This is a genomic window from Alteromonas stellipolaris, from assembly GCF_001562115.1.
Classification (GTDB): Bacteria; Pseudomonadota; Gammaproteobacteria; order Enterobacterales; family Alteromonadaceae; genus Alteromonas; species Alteromonas stellipolaris.
The window spans coordinates 1-18,733 of the sequence record NZ_CP013926.1 but is presented as its reverse complement, the minus strand read 5'-3'; the positions used below and the strand labels follow the sequence as shown (position 1 = coordinate 18,733).

Sequence of the window (18,733 nt, the reverse complement as noted above, 5' to 3'; positions counted from 1 at the left end):
TTTAGAGGATACAAGGTTTCTACTACATTGACGCGATTATAGGGCCATAAGCAAATTATTTCATCGCTAGTACCGTTTCTACCATTTTATTAATACTAGCATGGGCTTGTAAGATATTTTGTGCCGACATATAAGCTGGCGTAGTAACCAGTTTATTTTCCACGTCTACCACCACTTCATCTACTTCACAGTTTACGTGGCATGCTCCTAACGCGTTCAAGGTATTGGCGGTATCTTCATCGCTACCAATGGTCAGTTTAACATCGTTTCCGTATACGCTAGCTGCAATAGCAGGTGCAATGCATGCATAGGCCACAGGTTTTTTTGCTTTCGCAAAGTCGGTACATACCGCGAGTACGTTCTTATCTACCGTGCTTTTTTCACCATCAACTGCAAATGAACACAAATTCTTAGCAGCCCCAAATCCACCAGGTAAGATAAGGTAATCGAAGTCTGATACCTTACATTCTGTAATAGGCTTAACATTGCCTCGGGCAATTCGTGCAGACTCAACCAATACATTACGCGTTTCATCCTCTGAAACTTCTCCCGTTAAATGATTCACTACGTGCATTTGAGCTTTATCTGGCGCAAAACATTGGTAACCTACCCCGGCTTGTTCAATAGCTAAAAGCGTTAATACTGACTCATGAATTTCAGCGCCATCAAATACACCACAACCACTTAAAATAACTGCAACTTGTTTCATAATGTCCTCCTAGACCTTGCCAAACCGACTTATTCTATTTTTGGCTATAAAACCACCAACTGTTCAAAAAAAAGTCTTAATAACCTGTATTGGATTGTTAATTTGTTATGCTACATTATCTGACCAATTTGGTTAAACGAAAAAAATAAGTTCACCAAGTTATCCACATAAAACGGAATGATGAGTTGCAGGTACGCAGTCCACACTCTTATTTTACATTCCCTTATTTTTATTGCTTTACAGGACAATCTTTCTATAAACAAAGATCGTTCATTTTGTTGTGCTTATTTTATTAGATCACAATCTTATCCACAGATGATCCCTTTATTTATGTTGTTATGCTCTATGGCGATCCACTAGCGCCTATGGCATGCTTGCGCCTTATTCTAAGCTTGGTTAATGCATAGCTATGACAGATTCGAAAAAGCCCCCTTTTATTCTAGTAGATGGATCATCTTATCTATTTAGAGCATTTCACGGATTACCACCTCTGACGAACTCAAAAGGTCAGGATACCGGTGCGATCTATGGTGTTGTCAACATGCTGAAAAGCTTGATTAGACAGTACAACCCTACTCACATGGCAGTCATCTTTGATGCCAAAGGTAAAACGTTTCGCGACGATATTTATGAAGAATATAAAGCGAATCGCCCACCTATGCCGGAAGAGTTACGTAGTCAAATAGAACCATTACATACCATCATCAAAGCCATGGGGTTACCTGTAATCGTTGAGTCTGGCGTTGAAGCCGATGATGTTATAGGTACCCTAGCCTGTCGTGCCACAGAGCACGGTATCGATACGTTGATCAGTACTGGCGATAAAGACATGGCGCAACTCGTCAACGACAATGTCACCTTGATCAATACCATGACGAATCAGATTATGGATATTGAAGGGGTAAACATGAAATTCGGTATTCCACCGGAACTGGTAATCGACTTCTTAGCCCTTAAGGGTGACAAGGTAGATAATATTCCTGGCGTACCCGGTGTGGGTGATAAAAGTGCCCAAGCGCTATTAAACGGTATTGGTGGCATCAGTGCTATCTATGACAATCTTGATAAAATTGCCGATCTCTCATTTAGAGGGAGCAAGACGATGGCAACTAAAATGCAAGAGTATGAAGAACAAGCTCGCTTGTCATACACCCTTGCCACGATTGCCATTGATTTAGATCTAGAATACAAAATAGATGAGCTTCGCCCTACTGCTCCGGATAACCAAACCTTACAGTCGATGTTTGCAGAGTATGAATTCAAGCGCTGGCATACCGAAATTAGCGCATTGATCGCAGGTGATGGTAGTGAGTCCTCAAAGCCAACAAGTGTTGAGAGCGGATCAGATTCAAGCGATACAGATGAAGTATTACCAGAAAGTAATATCGATAAATCTGGTTATGAGGTGGTGTTAGATGAAGCTACGTTTGAGGCTTGGATTGAAAAACTAAAAGCAGCACCGCTTATTGCTGTTGATACTGAAACGACCAGTGTTAACTACATGGAAGCTGAACTTGTTGGTGTTTCTTTTTGTATTGAACCTGGTGCTGCGGCTTACGTGCCAGTTGCTCATGATTACCCTGATGCACCCACGCAGTTATCAAGAGAGTACGTGCTAGCAGCATTGAAGCCTATTTTAGAGTCTGAAACCATCATCAAAGTGGGTCAGCACATTAAATATGACAAGAATGTACTCGCGCATTACGACATCATCCTAAATGGTATCGGCTTTGACACTATGCTGGAAAGCTATGTGTTAAACAGCACCGCGCAGCGACATGACATGGATTCGCTAGCCCTTGCCTATTTAGGTCATAAAACGATTCACTTTGAAGAAATTGCCGGCAAAGGCGCTAAACAGCTTACTTTTAACCAAATTGGGTTAGAAGAAGCTGGCCCTTATGCTGCCGAAGATGCTGATATTACTATGCGCCTTCATCAAGCAATATGGGCAAAGCTAGAGAACGAACCCAAACTTAAAACGTTGTTGGTTGATGTTGAAGTGCCGGTTGCTTGTGTTTTATCTCGTATGGAACAGCAAGGTGTATTAATTGAAAGCCAACGGTTGCGCCAGCAGAGCCAAGACTTAGCTACGCGTATTGCTGAGCTAGAAAAAGAAGTGCATGAAGAAGCAGGCGAAGTATTTAATTTAGGTTCACCAAAACAGCTTCAACACATTTTGTTTGAGAAGATGTCGTTACCGGTTATCAAGAAAACCCCCAAGGGTGCCCCTTCTACTTCTGAAGAAGTATTACAAGAACTTGCCCTTGAATTCCCGTTACCTAAAAAGTTAATGGAGTATAGAGGGTTAACCAAGCTTAAGAATACGTATACCGACAAACTCCCTAAAATGATTAATCATCGCACGGGTCGTGTTCATACTTCCTACCATCAAGCTATTACGGCAACGGGCCGGTTGTCGTCAACGGATCCTAACCTTCAAAACATTCCTATTCGAAATGAAGAAGGCCGTAAGGTAAGACAAGCATTTGTTCCACGTGAAGGCTATAAGATTGTAGCTGCCGATTATTCTCAAATTGAACTTAGAATAATGGCCCATTTGTCGGGCGATGAAGGTCTTCTTGATGCATTTGCTCACGGCAGAGACATTCACAAAGCTACCGCTGCAGAAGTATTTGGGGTTACGCTTGATGAAGTGACAACGGAGCAACGTCGTAGTGCTAAGGCCATAAACTTTGGTTTGATCTATGGAATGAGCGCCTTTGGCCTTGCCAAACAACTTAATATTCCACGTCACGAAGCACAAAAATACATGGACTTATATTTTGAGCGCTACCCTGGCGTGCTTGAGTACATGGACAGCACTAGAGAAGGCGCTAAAGAAAAAGGTTACGTGGAAACAGTGTTTGGTCGACGCTTGTACCTACCCGACATTAAAGCCAGTAATGGGGCGCGCCGTAAAGGCGCAGAACGGGCAGCAATTAATGCGCCGATGCAAGGCACAGCTGCCGACATCATTAAAATGGCCATGATAAAGGTTGATGACTGGATCACCTCACTTGAAAGCGACAATATAATCATGATGATGCAGGTACACGATGAATTGGTGTTTGAGATTAAAGAAGAACATCTAGAGGAACAGGTTAAAAATATCGTCAGCTTGATGGAACAAGCCGCTGTATTAAATGTGCCGCTGGTGGTTGAAGCGGGCGTGGGCGATAACTGGGATGAAGCTCACTAAAAAGTAATTAGATTACAGAAAATAGTGAGCAATAGCTCAAAAATGGGCAAGTTTGGTAATTTTATTACACTCTTACTTGCCTTTTTTCACCATTATTGTACCCTAATGCGTGTAGGGTACAGAGGTGAGAAATCTGTTTTCAAACCTTTGCTTTAACCCCGACAGATTTGTCGGGGTTTTTTTATGTCTGCAATAAAGTTTCCAAAAATTCAGAAATAAAAGAACTTAAAAATCTTGAACTTAAATTAAAGAATAGATAATTTTATAATTTAAAGTGAACTAACCGAAATCTGCACACTCTATATATTCGGTTTTTATGTGTTTTCTCTCAGTATTTTGGCCCTGCTTTTTAGCGGGGCTTTCTTTTATCTAGCCTTTTATTTTTATTCTTCGTCAGCCGTTTTTTCGTCAAGTGCCAACCATTTATTCAACACTTTCTCGAGTTCAGGTAATCCCTGACGATTTAATGATGAAAAGGTATTTACCGTTACATCACCCATAAACGCCAGTGCAGCTTCCTGCGCCATAAGTAGCTGAGCCTTTCGCTTCCCTGATTTAAGCTTATCTGACTTAGTTAGTAAGGCTAATACTGGGATATTGGAATCTACCGCCCAGTGAATCAAATCTTGATCAAGATCCTTAAATGGGTGGCGAATATCCATTAGCACAACTAAACCTTTAAGCGATTTACGCTTTTGAAGGTATTCACCTAATGCTTGTTGCCATTTATTTTTCATCGCAAGCGGTACTTGGGCAAAGCCATAACCAGGCAAATCGACTAAACGACGGTCTTCTTCAAGATTAAAAACATTTATAAGTTGTGTACGACCCGGTGTTTTACTGGTTCTTGCCAGGTTCTTTTGACGAGTGAGTGTATTCAACGCGCTCGACTTGCCCGCGTTAGAACGGCCAGCAAACGCTACCTCAATACCGCTATCATCTTTTAAATGGCGAATATCAGGTGCACTGGTAAAGAACTTTGCTTTGGTGTAATACGACATCTAGACTTACCTCAAATGCGTCATAACCCTAGAATTAAACTCTATTAATGATCTAAACCTGCTAAAAACCATAGTTTTATCATGGAATAGGTTTTTCTGACGCGTTAAATGTGTAAAATACGCATGATATCACGTATGTTACGCGAGCCGTTGGATCCATTTAAGAGATTTATTATGAAAAAACTGTGTTTGTTATTGTGTGTGTCTTTAGGTATTTCAGTTTCTGCGATGGCAGAAGGTGATGCTGAAGCCGGTAAAGCAAAATCTGCAGTATGTGCAGCATGTCATGGACCTGATGGTAACAGCATGATAGACATGAATCCCAAAATAGCAGGACAACACGAAAAGTACCTCGTTAAGCAATTAATGGAGTTCAAGCTTGCGTCACAGACAGGTGGCGAAGAAGGCCGTAACAATGCCGTAATGAATGGTATGGCAGCCCCTCTTTCAGAACAAGACATGAAAGACCTCGCCGCTTACTTCTCTAGCCAAACACCTAAAGAAGGTGAAACGCCAGAACAATACATTGAAGCTGGTCGTGCTTTATACCAAGGCGGCGATGAGTCTCGTGGTATTACTGCATGTATTGCATGTCACGGTCCTAAAGGTAACGGTATGGGCTTAGCGGGTTTCCCTGATATCAGTGGCCAGCATGTGACCTATACTGCAGCACAATTGAAATCTTTCCGTGCAGGCGAGCGCCACAACGATATGAATGGCATGATGCGTGATATTGCGATGAAATTAACCGATGAAGATATCGAAATTTTATCTAACTATATCGCGGGCTTACACTAAGACTCTGAAATTATATGCGCATTTGTTAATTAATTGTTGCGTATAAAGTTGTATTTCAAAAATATTCGTGTAGTCTATCGCAATAGTTTGTAGGTTTGTCTGAAACTTTACAGGCTAAATAACAAGAATAATAACAAAAATACAACACGGAAGATTGGATAAAGCGCCAAGAAGGCCAAGAACAAAATGAGCTCTGCTAAAACTAATAAAAAGGGGAGCCAAGCTGGGAAGCACAATTACACATAGAAGTGTAAATAACGGGAGAGGTGTCATCTGACACTCAAACAATGTAAGGTGATGGTGAAAGCCATCGCCTTTTTTCTTGCCGAAATTTACGATTATCCAGCGTTTGTAATACGCATTATTCGGCAAACACCTATTTTTTCGTAGTTCCTCTAGTTATATTATCGCGAACACACTAAACGGTATATTCACTTTCAGATGAATCATGCTGTATTGATGAAGAAGCTTTGAGCAATTCGCGCTATAATATGCCCTTTCAATCACTAAAAATTTGATACCTTTTATATATGGCAAGATCAAAAAAGTCTCGTAAAGTTGGACTCATTGGCGTCAGGAAAGATCCTGATCGTAAACCTGGGCAAAAACGTCTGGAAAGTACTCCTCGTCCAAAGAAGCATAAAGGCAAACCAGCGGGTAGCCGTCACAACGTTGAGCAAGGTGAAAACGGTGCTTCTAAACGTCGTGAAAATCAAGACCCACGTTTAGGCAGTAAGAAACCTATTCCTTTAGTCGTTAAGAAAACGACAATTACCACGCCGAAAGAAAAGCAGAAATTCGCCACACCTAGCGAAGAGCTAGCGGCACTTGAAGCAGATCAGCGTTTAGCGTCATTGTTAGATAAGCTTGATGACGACAAGCAACTTACTAAAGAGCAACAATCTTACGTTGATGAAAAAATGGCACGCCACCGCATTCTTTGTGATTTGCTTGGCATCGTAGAAGACGATGATGAGGATGACGACGAGATGGATCCATTAGACGATTTAGACGCTATAGATATTAACGACTTTAAGAAATAGTAAGGCGGGCTCTGTTTTATGCTGTGGACAGTGTTAGTTATTGTGGCGCTATTAGTTATCGTCGCACTTGGTTTTTATGCCGGTCGGTTGTTGTTCCAGCTAAAGCAACAAAACCAACGCCAGCAGAAGGTCAGAGACGAGCGCGTAAAAACGATTAGCGAAAGTATTTACACTATCGCTAAAGCTATGGAGCAACAACAGTGCGACTTATCTGAAGGGGTTATTCGGATAGTCAACTTATTGGGTGCATTACCTATTTTGTCTCCGCCAGATCATAAAGCCTCCTACCCTCATACTTATGCGTTATTCGTAGAAGTTAGCGGCTTTGCCGTGCTAGAAGATAGGCAGAAACTGACTAAACAAGAAAGGCGTAAGCAAGACTTGGCTAGAGAGCAAATTGAGTCAGATTATGAATCTAAAGTGTTAAGTGAAATGCCAGCAATCAAGGCTTATTGCCAGTCTATTAGTTAAGTACTTATCGTTGTTGGTATGTGTATGTTTTTTAAAAGCGCTTCATGAGAAGCGCTTTTTTATTGGGTTTTTGGGATTTAATAAAGATTAGCGCCTTGCTAAACTTCGCGTTTCCTCGTAGCAGTGGCAGCTTGTAACATGGTCGTTCACTATGCCTACCGCTTGCATGAAGGCATAACAAATGGTTTCACCTACAAATGAAAAACCCTCTTTTTTCAGCGCCTTTGACATAGCTTTGGATTCAGCGGTAAAGGTAGGCGCCTCCTTAAAGTCTTCCCATTCATTAATGATAGTTTTACCGTCGGTAAACTGCCAAATAAAGTCAGAAAAACGTTGGCGCTTTTCGATATTTAAATAGCCATGGGCATTTTTGATAATTGACGCCACTTTTAGCTTGTTGCGCACAATACCAGGGTTCTGCAAGCATGCCGCTATTTCTTGCTCATCCATTTGAATTATTTTTGTTGGTTCAAAGTCATGGAAAGCGGCTTCGTAATTTGCTTGTTTTTTTAAGATGGTTATCCACGACAATCCGGCTTGTTGACCATCTAAACAAAGTTTAGCGAACAACTCTTTGCTGTCTATAACGGGTCGCCCCCACTGCTCGTCGTGGTATTTTTGATATAGAGGGTCATCGCTCACCCATCCACAACGATTCAATCTAGTTGATGTCATAATCTTAAATAGCCTCTTCAATCGACCTTTTAGTCATCTTTTAGCGGATTTGATGGCGCTTTTTAACGCTTTACACCTACATACTATGCGTTACAAATTGTATACTATCCCACCTTTGAAGATACAGATAACCAACAAGCAGCGGATGTATGCAGAAATACGATATTAATACCTTTCAAGGTTTGATCCTTGCGCTTCAAGATTATTGGGCGCGTCAAGGGTGCGTTATAATTCAGCCCCTTGATATGGAAGTAGGTGCGGGTACCTTTCACCCAATGACATTTCTTCGTTCATTAGGCCCAGAGCCTATGAGCAGTGCCTATGTTCAAACTTGCCGTCGCCCTACTGATGGACGTTACGGTGAAAACCCAAACCGCTTACAGCATTACTATCAATTCCAAGTCATGTTGAAGCCTTCTCCTGACAATATTCAGGAATTGTATTTGGGTTCTTTGAAAGAATTAGGTTTCGATCCACTAGTGCATGACATTCGCTTCGTTGAAGATAACTGGGAGTCACCTACCCTTGGCGCTTGGGGCCTTGGTTGGGAAGTATGGCTAAATGGTATGGAAGTGACTCAGTTTACTTACTTCCAACAAGTTGGCGGTATTGAATGTAAGCCAGTTACTGGCGAAATTACTTACGGCTTAGAACGTTTAGCCATGTATGTACAAGGCGTAGATAGCATTTACGATTTAGTATGGGCAGATGGCCCTATGGGTAAAGTCACCTATGGCGACGTATTCCATCAAAATGAAGTAGAGCAATCTACCTATAACTTTGAATATGCCAACGTTGATGCCCTATTCCGTACATTCGATGAATGCGAAGCAGCTAGCCAACTACTTATCGAGAAAAATTTACCATTACCTGCCTACGAGCAAGTAATGAAGGCATCTCACGCATTTAATATGCTTGATGCTCGCCATGCTATTTCAGTAACAGAACGTCAACGTTACATTTTACGCGTACGTACTCTTGCAAAAGCATGTGCTGAAAGTTATTTCCAGAAGCGTGAAGCGCTTGGTTTCCCACTTTGTAATAAGGAGTCTTAAGGGTGCGAACAGAGAATTGTTTGATAGAGCTTGGAACAGAAGAGCTTCCACCTAAAGCGCTTAAGTCTCTTGGCGAAGCCTTTGCACAGCAATTTGAGGCAGCACTTACCGCTGCTGAACTTAGTTTTACCAGCGTAAGTTGGTTTGCTGCACCTCGTCGCTTAGCTGTCTATGTGTCTGCTTTGGCTGAAAGCCAAGCTGATAAAACAGTAGAAAAACGCGGCCCTGCTGTAAGTGCCGCTTTTGACGCAGATGGTACTCCTACCAAGGCCGCTCAAGGTTGGGCCCGTGGTAATGGTATTAGTGTAGAAGATGCTGAGCGCCTTGTTACCGACAAAGGTGAGTGGCTGTTACACAAAGCGCACGTGCCTGGTAAACAGATTGGTGAGCTAGTTGAGTCTTTACTTAACCAGGCTATTGCTAAGCTTCCAATCCCTAAAGCGATGCGTTGGGGTAATTACACTACGCAATTTATTCGCCCAGTTCATACCCTTACTGCGCTGTATGGCAGTGAAGTAGTGAACTTAACCGCGTTAGGCTTAGCCAGCGGAAGGACTATTCAAGGCCATCGTTTTCATGGTGACGCGCGCTTTGAGCTAGACCATGCAGACAACTACGCAAGCGCCTTGGAAGCCCATTACGTGGTAGCTGATTTTGCCGCGCGTAAAGACAAGGTACGTCAGCAACTACAAACGGCTGCTGATGCGCTTTCGCTTACACCCGATTTTAATGAAGACCTGCTTGAAGAAATTGCTTCATTGGTTGAATGGCCGGTAGTGATGCAAGCAAGCTTTGAAGAAGGCTTTTTAGCGGTGCCTAAAGAAGCGCTTATTTACACCATGAAAGACGATCAGAAATATGTGCCATTGCTTGATAGCGAAGGTCAGCTTTCTAATACGTTCTTATTTGTAAGTAATATTGAAAGCCAAGATCCTATTCAGGTAATAAGCGGAAATGAAAAAGTTATTCGCCCTCGCCTAGCTGATGCTGAGTTCTTCTTTAACAGTGATAAAAAGACATCACTTGAAAGCAGACTTGCTAGCCTTGAGAGCGTGCTTTTCCAAAAGCAATTAGGAACACTTAAAGAAAAATCTGAACGTATTTCTGCGTTATCTGGTTTTATTGCTTCACAAATCGACGCGAATGAAGCCCTTGCGGCTCGTGCAGGTTTACTTGCTAAAACTGACTTAATGACCAATATGGTAATGGAATTCCCAGACGTACAAGGCGTTATGGGGAAATACTATGCGTTAAATGATGGTGAAGATGCTGCGGTTGCTGAAGCCCTGTACGAACAGTATATGCCTAGGTTTGCCGGCGATGCTTTACCTTCACCAGGTGTTAGTGCTGCAGTAGCGCTTGCTGATAAGCTAGATACGCTGGTTGGAATTTTCGGTATTGGCCAACTACCGAAAGGCGATAAAGACCCGTTCGCGTTACGCCGTGCCGCTATTGGTGTGCTACGGATTATCACCGAGCTTTCACTACCTCTCGATCTTGAAGCGCTTGTTGCTAAAGCGGGTGAAGTGTATGGAAATAAGCTTTCTAACCAAGACTTCCAAACACAAGTTGTCGACTTTGTATTAGCAAGATTTGTCGCGGTGTTGCAAGACCAAGGTATCGCTATTGATGTTATTCAAGCGGTTTCAGCAAGACGGCCTACTCAACCAAGCGATTATGTAGCCCGTGTAAACGCCGTAGCCGAGTTTAAACAACTTGAAGAAGCCCAAGCATTGGCAGCAGCTAATAAGCGTGTAGCGAATATTCTAGCGAAGCAAGGTGTCGATAGTAGCGTTAATGCTTCTATAGATGAATCATTGTTAAGTGAAGATGCTGAAAAAGCACTTTATAGCGCGCTAATTTCTGCTGAGTCTGTGGTAACCACAGCTGTTGCTACTCAAAATTACACTAAGATACTTTCTACTATGGCTACACTACGTAGTGCAATTGATAGTTTCTTCGATGACGTAATGGTAATGGCAGAAGATGACGCGGTTAAACAAAACAGACTTGCGTTGTTATCGCTTTTAAGGCAACTTTTCCTAACTACCGCAGATGTTTCCTTGTTGGCGAAGTCTTAAGTTAGTTTGGTAAGTACGTTATAGACTAAAAACGCTCGACATCTGTTGAGCGTTTTTTATTGGAGTTAGTGTGAATAAAACCCTATTAGTCATTATTTTTTCGCTTTTTGTTTCTGCCTGTTCAAGCAGAAGTGGTTTTTCTATTCCAGAAGTGGCGCAGCCATCACCAAAAATCCAGTTTGAAAACTTGTTTCTTCGAGGCGTATTTAACTGGTGGGAAGCCACATCAGCCTATCAATTTAATAAAGATAGTAACGGTTGGTACGTCAATGTAGAGCTTATTGCTGATGGACAACCCTATGACTTTCGTTTGTCTGATGCTATTTGGACACCGAGTCAAAGTTGCGGAGGTAATTACAAGGGCCAGCCTGTCATGGTAAGCACTAAAATATTTTTAGTTTGTAAACAGGGTTCTGAGAACCTGCAATTCACACCCTCTAATACCGGCATTTATCGTTTTCAGGTTGCTCCGGCAGATGACAACGAAGTGAGTTTGGTGATAACTAGAAAGCCGTAGGGCTTTAGTTCCTGAACGGCTACATCACTGGTTCATAGCGCTATAATAAAGAAAAAGAGTAGGCATTAAGCCTGCTCTTTTATTAACCAGGTTTTTAGTATTAGCGTATTATTATCTCAATTACCTACACCTAATCCCTACCTATTCTATCCCTAAACATTACGAATTAACGCCCGACTAAAATCGTCACTACGTTGTCATATTGTCGTTGCTCATATTCACCTGTCGCCACACCAGTTTCATCCATTAATGGAAAGACATAGCGCGGCGTCATTATAACTTCATAATCATCAGTACCTGATGGAATAACTTCTACTTCTAAAAAGCCATAATGTTTACCACCCGACACTAGCTTTGCCCCATCAAATACTTCAGGCGCGGCTCCATGGGCGCTTCAATGGGTTTCTTGCGCTTCAAGTGGTAGCAAGTCAAACGGAACATAATCGGTTGTAGGCGGATACCCTGCGCTGAAATATATGTATTGAGGCTACGAATATAAGCGTGGTTTAAAAACAAAAAAGCCCGGATTCTTTTTTGTTAAAGAAGCCAGGCTTTTCTTTATTACATTCACACTATGGTGTCGGTCATTGACCTTTTACACGTCTAAGTTTTCTACTCTTAACGCGTTAGCTTCAATGAAGTTTCGTCTTGGTTCTACTTGGTCGCCCATTAGCGTAGTAAACAATTGATCACACGCTATTGCATCTTCAATTTTCACTTGAAGCATTCTACGACCTTCAGGATCCATGGTGGTTTCCCAAAGCTGGCTTGGGTTCATCTCACCTAGCCCTTTATAGCGCTGAATATACTGACCGCGTTTAGCTTCACTCATTAACCAATCTAATGCTTCTTTGAATGACTCTACAGGCATTTTACGATCACCACGTTGTATAAACGCATTAGAACTCATCATGTCGTTAATCGCCAAATTAAGCTCTTTAAGACGCTGATATTCAGTAGACTCAATAAAGTCGTGACCAATTACGTATTCGTAATCGATACCATGCATACGCATAATAATGGTGATATAGAACTCGCTAAGTTCGATGTCTCTGCGAATTTCATAACGGTATGTTGCGCCATCATTTTCACGTTCAGTAAGCTGTGCTACAAAGTGCTCCGCCACGTTCGCTAGCGTGCTTTCGTCTTTTAAATCTTCTAGATTCAATGTAGGCGTATAAATCATTCTATAAAGAATAGAGGAAGGCATTAGACGCTTCATGCGCGTAATCATCTTCTCTGCAGATTGGTATAACGTTACCAATTGCTCTAACGCGACACCGCTGATACCTGGATCATCATCACTAGTATGCAAAGATGCGCCATCAATAGCGATAGAAGTTAGGTATGCAGTTAACGCATCATCATCTTTCAGATACTGTTCTTGCTTACCTTTTTTCACTTTATAAAGCGGCGGCTGTGCAATATAGATATAACCACGCTCAATGATTTCTGGCATTTGACGGTAGAAAAATGTCAGTAGCAATGTACGAATGTGCGAGCCATCCACATCAGCATCGGTCATGATAATGATGCTGTGATAACGTAGTTTTTCTGGGTTATATTCATCGCGTCCAATACCACAACCTAGTGCAGTGATCAGCGTGGCCACTTCTTGTGAAGAGAGCATCTTGTCAAAACGTGCTTTCTCAACGTTCAGTATTTTACCTTTAAGCGGAAGAATAGCTTGGTTCTTGCGGTTTCGTCCCTGCTTGGCTGAACCGCCAGCAGAGTCCCCTTCCACTATATATAGTTCGCTTAATGCAGGATCTTTTTCCTGACAATCAGCAAGTTTACCTGGCAAACCAGCTAAGTCTAATGCACCTTTACGGCGAGTCATTTCACGGGCTTTACGTGCAGCTTCACGTGCTCGAGCTGCATCGATGATTTTACCAGCGATAATTCGACTCTCTGCAGGGTTCTCAAGCAAGAACTCTGCAAGCTTCTCATTCATTGCCGACTCAACTGCAGATTTCACTTCTGATGAAACAAGCTTGTCTTTAGTTTGTGAAGAGAATTTAGGATCAGGTACTTTTACAGATACAACTGCCGTTAGACCTTCGCGGGCGTCGTCGCCACTGGCGTTTGTCTTGGCCTTTTTGTTCATCCCTTCCTTTTCCATGTAGTTGTTAAGCGTTCGCGTTAACGCACCACGGAAACCGGCTAAGTGAGTACCACCGTCTCTTTGAGGAATGTTGTTGGTAAAGCAGTAAATATTCTCTTGGAAGCCGTCATTCCACTGCATAGATACTTCTACTGAAATACCATCTTCTTGTTCATGAGTGAAATGGAAAACCTTCTGGTGAACAGGTGTTTTCTTTTGGTTCAAGTATTCAACGAAAGCTTTAATACCACCTTCGTACATGAAATGGTCTTCTTTTCCATCACGCTCGTCTTTCAAGCGAATGGAAATACCAGAGTTAAGGAAAGATAGTTCTCTTAAGCGTTTAGCTAGAATATCGTAGTGGAACAAGGTGTTCGTAAAAGTATCTGAGCTTGGCCAGAAACGTACACTTGTACCTGTTTTATCAGTTTCACCAATTACGGCTAAAGGTGCTTGAGGAACACCATGCTGGTATTCTTGTTCATGAGTTTTACCTTCACGACGAATACGTAGCTTTAATTTACTTGAAAGAGCGTTTACTACAGATACACCTACACCGTGAAGTCCGCCTGATACTTTATAAGAATTATCATCGAACTTACCGCCGGCATGCAGAACCGTCATAATAACTTCTGCTGCAGAAACACCTTCTTCTTCATGCACTGAAGTTGGAATTCCGCGACCATCATCGTAAACAGAAACAGAGCCATCTGTGTGTATTTGCACAACGATTTCTGAACAGTGTCCAGCCAATGCTTCATCTATCGAGTTATCAACAACCTCGAAAACCATGTGGTGAAGTCCTGTACCATCGTCCGTGTCACCGATATACATACCAGGACGCTTTCGTACGGCGTCTAATCCTTTAAGTACCTTGATACTGGACGAGTCGTAATTATTCTGTTCTGACATACTAGGTTTTACTCCTCTTTCACGCTTCCATGTTCCACGTGAAACATTTTCTTTTCGTTATATTTTTGTATGAATTCAAGCTGCGAAGATTCAATTGCAGTAACGAAAACCTGCGTATCCATATCCAACAGCCCGTCTATAAATAACTCACGTTTATCGGCGTCAAGTTCTGCGCCTACATCATCTAACAAGAAGATACTCTTTCTGTTAGTTAAAGTATTAAATAGTTCTGTTTGCGCCATTTGCAGCGCCGCAACAGCCATTCTAAGCTGCCCTCGAGACAATAGCTCTTGGGCATTAACCCCATTCACTTTCAGCTTAATATCAGCCTTGTGGGGGCCAGAAGTTGTATGACCTATTTTACCATCATACTCACGTTTTTTAACTAAGCTTTCTGCTAAAGACGCATCTTTTTCCCATCCTTTATAGTAATTGAGGGAAACTTCGTACTCAGCTAGAAATGTTGTCGCATATTTTTTAAAAATAGGCGCCAATTTTGATATATATTCTTCGCGTTTCGTGGATAGTGCCTCCGCCCGCTCTAGAAAACATTGCTCCCAGTATTGATTTTGAGGTGCCGACAAGTCGGACTGTTGTTTCAATAATGCATTACGGTGCTTAAGAAATTTAGAAAACTGTACCGAGAGCGTTTGGAAGTCATGTTCCACGTGAAACAATCCCCAGTCACAAAAACGTCTACGTTCAGAAGGTGACCCTAAAATAAGATCAGTACTTTGGGGAGTAAATAATTGAACGGGTACTAAACTGACTAAATCAGAAAGCTTATTTGAATGCTCACCGTTAATGCTGCAGGTAAACGTATCGTTGCGTCGACGCTGAAACCCTACATTCAGTTTCTCGTTGTCCTCATTCCGGCAACTTGCAAATACACTGAATTCATCTTCCCCTGTTTTGATAACAGAAGTATGTTTACTGGTACGAAACGATCTTCCAAAACCCAAATAGAAAATAGATTCAACAAGTGAGGATTTTCCACTGCCATTTACACCGCGAATAATTGTTAATGCAGGCGAAGGTGAAAGGGTTGCAGAAGAAATGTTACGGAAGTTCGTAAGCTGGACTTTGTCCAGTTTCATAAGAAAACTCGGTAAAAAGCAAGGTAATAAAAAAAGATAAACGGCGATGGAATGAATCTAGAAATCCTAGAATTTAGATACAAACGCATCGCCGATAAATAATGAAGTGTATTAATAACTACAGACGCATTGGCATAATGACATAAAGTGCAGCATCATCGGCAGCATCTTCAATCAGAGCACTTGCATTAGAATCAGACAAACTGATTTTCACATCATCAGAACCTAGCGAGTTCAATACATCGATTAGATAAGCTACATTGAAACCAATTTCCAAGTCGTCGCCTTGATAATTCACATCTACGATTTCTTCGGCTTCTTCTTGCTCTGGGTTATTCGCTGTAATTTTCAGTTCACCAGAAGAAAGATTTAATCGAACACCGCGGAATTTTTCATTGGATAAAATAGCTGCACGAGAAAAAGCATCTTTTAATACCGCTTTGCTGGCAATAATTTCTTTATCGCCATCCTGTGGAAGTACACGACGATAATCAGGGAATCGGCCATCTACCAATTTAGAGGTAAAGATGAAGTCGTTTGAAAAAATACGTAAATGGTTTGCACCTATTTGTACTTTTAATGATTTATCGTCTTCCGTAATTAAACGCGATATTTCAAGTACACCCTTGCGAGGAATAATAACTTGTCGGGCAGGAAGTGTTGTTTCGTAGCTTAAACGACAAAGTGCAAGACGGTGACCGTCAGTTGCCACAGTACGAATAATATTTTCTTCGGTTTCTAACGACATGCCGTTCAAGTAATATCGAACATCCTGCTGAGCCATTGAAAAGCTTGTTGAATCAATTAAGCGTTTCATATCGCTACAGGTGATTTCAAACTCTACTTCGCCTTCCCAATCTTCTAGGTTCGGATAATCGTTAGCTGATAACGTAGATAGGGTGTAACGACCACGCCCTGCTTTTATAAGCGCTTTGTTACCATCTATAGAGAAATGAATATCGGTGCCTTCAGAAATACCTCGAATAATATCGAAGAGTTTCTTGGCAGGAACGGTGATTTCGCCTTCGGTGAACTCCCCTTCTAACTTAACGCTAGAAATGAGCTCAACCTCTAAATCTGTACCTGTTAGCCATAGTGCGTCTTCACTAACTTTAATGAGCACGTTGGAGAGAATAGGTAAGGTGTGTCTACGCTCTACAGCCCCCGATACCAGCTGAAGGGGTTGTAAAAATTGTTCGCGGCTTATACTAAATTTCATTGCTGTGCTATCTCGCCTCTAAAGGTCATTTTTAGGAAGACAAAGTCCGAATGAGGTTCTTATAGTCTTCTTTTATATCATGACTTTCTTCTCTAAGCTGCGTTATTTTTCTGCAAGCATGAAGTACCGTTGTATGGTCTCGTCCACCAAAGGCATTTCCTAACTCAGGCAAACTGTGATTGGTCAGCTCTTTCGCTAAAGCCATCGCCACTTGTCTGGGTCTTGCAACACTTCGACTTCTTCGCTTAGATAAAATGTCAGCAACTTTTATCTTATAATAATCTGCCACAGTTTTCTGAATATTATCAACCGTAACTAATTTTTCTTGAAGCGCTAATAAATCACGCAAGGCTTCACGCACAAAATCGATGGTTATCGGACGACCTGTGAAATTAGCGTTGGCAATCACTCGGTTCAATGCCCCTTCTAACTCACGAACATTCGAACGTAAACGTTTGGCAATAAAGAAGGCAACTTCATTAGGTAAGTGAATACGGTTCTCTGCAGCTTTACGCATTAAGATGGCAACACGAGTTTCTAATTCAGGAGGCTCAATAGCAATAGTTAAGCCCCAGCCGAAACGGGACTTAAGGCGGTCCTCTACCCCATCAATTTCCTTAGGGTATCTATCAGACGTGAGTATGATTTGCTGATTACCTTCAAGTAGTGCATTAAAGGTATGAAAGAATTCTTCTTGAGAACGTTCTTTATTAGCAAAGAATTGAATATCATCAATTAATAACGCATCTACTGAACGATAGAAGCGTTTAAAGTCTTCTATCGCATTATTTTGTAGTGCCTTAACCATATCCTGAACAAAGCGCTCAGAGTGCATATAAACGATTTTAGCATTTTCATTATTTGCGACAATGCCATTACCTACAGCGTGCAATAAATGCGTTTTACCTAAACCCGTTCCGCCATAAATAAATAACGGGTTATAAGAGCTACCTGGGTTATTTGCCACTTGAGTAGCCGCAGCACGGGCCAATTGGTTAGATTTACCTTCAACGAAGTTGTCAAATTGATACGTCGGGTTGATATTACTTTTATGCTTAGCCGCTTCTGGGATCGGGATCACTTTAGGCTGCTGAGACGCAGATCGCATTGTGTTAGATCCAGCTCTTCCTTGATCATACTGTCTATTGTCATGATTAGACGTAGAGTGGCTTTGCTGACTGTACCCAGTTTGAGGCATGGCAGAGCGGGCACTCGCCTGTACAGGTGATCGCGCAGTACTATTGTTATTATCAATAGAATGTTGATCGTTCCCCGCTTGACCCGCCATATTTCCTGATGATCGCCCTGAATATTGGTTAGACGATTGACCAGAACCTTGGCTAAATGACTGACTAGGTGCCTGGTTATACGATTGATCAGGTGCTTGGCTCTGATCTTGGCTGAAGCTCTGATTCTCGCTGTGACTTTGATTTTGGTTTTGAGGTTGCTGGGGCGCAGATGAAGCAGCGGCTCTACTGCGGCTTAAACTTTCCCTACTCATAACATCAAGGCGTAACTGAGGTGCGTTAGGACCTGCAAACTCCCGTAATAACCCAGTAATGTTATCGAGGTACTTATCCCTTACCCAATCAAGAATAAAACGGTTAGGGGCAAATAAGGCTACAACACCTTCCTCCTCTTGAGGAACCAAAGGTCTGATCCACATACTGAATTGTTGCGTGGGTAATTCTTGACGCAAACGCTCAAGACATTGATTCCATAAAGACATGTAAGTTACTTAGCTCCGGTAACTCGCAAATAACAACCAATACAAAGAAAAAGGCACCGAGATGCGCGCCAAGAATAGGAATCAGGCGGATGTGTACTGTTGGGTAGCAGCGAGAATTTG

At 41.9% G+C, this 18,733-nt stretch carries 15 protein-coding genes; 7 read left to right on the top strand and 8 right to left on the bottom strand.

Translation table 11 applies throughout. The features are described 5' to 3' along the window. Positions 1-55: 55 nt before the first annotated feature. Positions 56-709 (bottom strand): isoprenoid biosynthesis glyoxalase ElbB, encoded by a 654-nt coding sequence (elbB, locus tag AVL57_RS00075; protein ID WP_057795010.1) that lies wholly within the window; start codon positions 707-709, stop codon positions 56-58. 409 nt (positions 710-1,118) lie between these two features. On the opposite strand from elbB, the gene polA reads away from it, so the two are divergent. Continuing rightward, the gene (gene polA, locus AVL57_RS00070; protein ID WP_057795013.1) at positions 1,119-3,911 is read left to right on the top strand and encodes a DNA polymerase I; all 2,793 of its coding nucleotides are present in this window, start codon (positions 1,119-1,121) and stop codon (positions 3,909-3,911) included. Between the two features lie 383 nt (positions 3,912-4,294). Here the strand turns inward: polA and yihA are convergent, their stop codons facing one another. Continuing rightward, on the bottom strand, positions 4,295-4,912 hold the full coding sequence (gene yihA, locus AVL57_RS00065; protein WP_057795014.1) for a ribosome biogenesis GTP-binding protein YihA/YsxC: 618 nt from the start codon (positions 4,910-4,912) through the stop codon (positions 4,295-4,297). Positions 4,913-5,086: 174 nt separating this feature from the next. Between yihA and AVL57_RS00060 the strand changes: the two genes are divergently transcribed. From AVL57_RS00060 to AVL57_RS00050, 3 genes are all read left to right on the top strand, one after another. Continuing rightward, a complete protein-coding gene (locus AVL57_RS00060; protein ID WP_057795017.1) occupies positions 5,087-5,710 on the top strand; it encodes a c-type cytochrome in 624 nt (207 codons plus the stop codon). A 530-nt stretch (positions 5,711-6,240) separates the two neighbouring features. Beyond that, entirely contained in the window at positions 6,241-6,753 is a 513-nt protein-coding gene (yihI, locus tag AVL57_RS00055) for a Der GTPase-activating protein YihI (RefSeq protein ID WP_057795027.1), read from the top strand. Between the two features lie 18 nt (positions 6,754-6,771). Next, on the top strand, positions 6,772-7,224 hold the full coding sequence (locus AVL57_RS00050; protein ID WP_057795029.1) for a DUF2489 domain-containing protein: 453 nt from the start codon (positions 6,772-6,774) through the stop codon (positions 7,222-7,224). An 87-nt stretch (positions 7,225-7,311) separates the two neighbouring features. On the opposite strand, the gene AVL57_RS00045 is transcribed toward AVL57_RS00050, so the two are convergent. Further along, the gene (locus tag AVL57_RS00045) at positions 7,312-7,899 is read right to left on the bottom strand and encodes a DNA-3-methyladenine glycosylase I (protein WP_057795031.1); all 588 of its coding nucleotides are present in this window, start codon (positions 7,897-7,899) and stop codon (positions 7,312-7,314) included. A gap of 149 nt (positions 7,900-8,048) precedes the next feature. Between AVL57_RS00045 and glyQ the strand changes: the two genes are divergently transcribed. From glyQ to AVL57_RS00030, 3 genes are all read left to right on the top strand, one after another. Beyond that, positions 8,049-8,954, top strand: a complete 906-nt coding sequence (glyQ, locus tag AVL57_RS00040; RefSeq protein WP_013782512.1) for a glycine--tRNA ligase subunit alpha — start codon at positions 8,049-8,051, stop codon at positions 8,952-8,954. Positions 8,955-8,956: 2 nt separating this feature from the next. Continuing rightward, positions 8,957-11,035 (top strand): glycine--tRNA ligase subunit beta, encoded by a 2,079-nt coding sequence (glyS, locus tag AVL57_RS00035; RefSeq protein WP_057795033.1) that lies wholly within the window; start codon positions 8,957-8,959, stop codon positions 11,033-11,035. Positions 11,036-11,105: 70 nt separating this feature from the next. Next, the gene (locus tag AVL57_RS00030; protein WP_057795035.1) at positions 11,106-11,552 is read left to right on the top strand and encodes a hypothetical protein; all 447 of its coding nucleotides are present in this window, start codon (positions 11,106-11,108) and stop codon (positions 11,550-11,552) included. 166 nt (positions 11,553-11,718) lie between these two features. Here AVL57_RS00030 and AVL57_RS00025 read toward each other — a convergent pair whose 3' ends face one another. The 5 genes from AVL57_RS00025 to dnaA form a co-directional block, all read right to left on the bottom strand. Further along, positions 11,719-11,901 (bottom strand): hypothetical protein, encoded by a 183-nt coding sequence (locus AVL57_RS00025; RefSeq protein WP_057795037.1) that lies wholly within the window; start codon positions 11,899-11,901, stop codon positions 11,719-11,721. A 246-nt stretch (positions 11,902-12,147) separates the two neighbouring features. Further along, on the bottom strand, positions 12,148-14,568 hold the full coding sequence (gene gyrB, locus AVL57_RS00020) for a DNA topoisomerase (ATP-hydrolyzing) subunit B (RefSeq protein WP_057795039.1): 2,421 nt from the start codon (positions 14,566-14,568) through the stop codon (positions 12,148-12,150). 8 nt (positions 14,569-14,576) lie between these two features. Next, positions 14,577-15,665 (bottom strand): DNA replication/repair protein RecF, encoded by a 1,089-nt coding sequence (recF, locus tag AVL57_RS00015; protein WP_057795040.1) that lies wholly within the window; start codon positions 15,663-15,665, stop codon positions 14,577-14,579. A gap of 118 nt (positions 15,666-15,783) precedes the next feature. Beyond that, on the bottom strand, positions 15,784-16,884 hold the full coding sequence (gene dnaN, locus AVL57_RS00010; protein ID WP_013782507.1) for a DNA polymerase III subunit beta: 1,101 nt from the start codon (positions 16,882-16,884) through the stop codon (positions 15,784-15,786). 31 nt (positions 16,885-16,915) lie between these two features. Beyond that, positions 16,916-18,613, bottom strand: coding sequence for a chromosomal replication initiator protein DnaA (gene dnaA, locus AVL57_RS00005; RefSeq protein WP_057795041.1), 1,698 nt, complete (start codon positions 18,611-18,613; stop codon positions 16,916-16,918). Between the last annotated feature and the right edge of the window lie 120 nt (positions 18,614-18,733).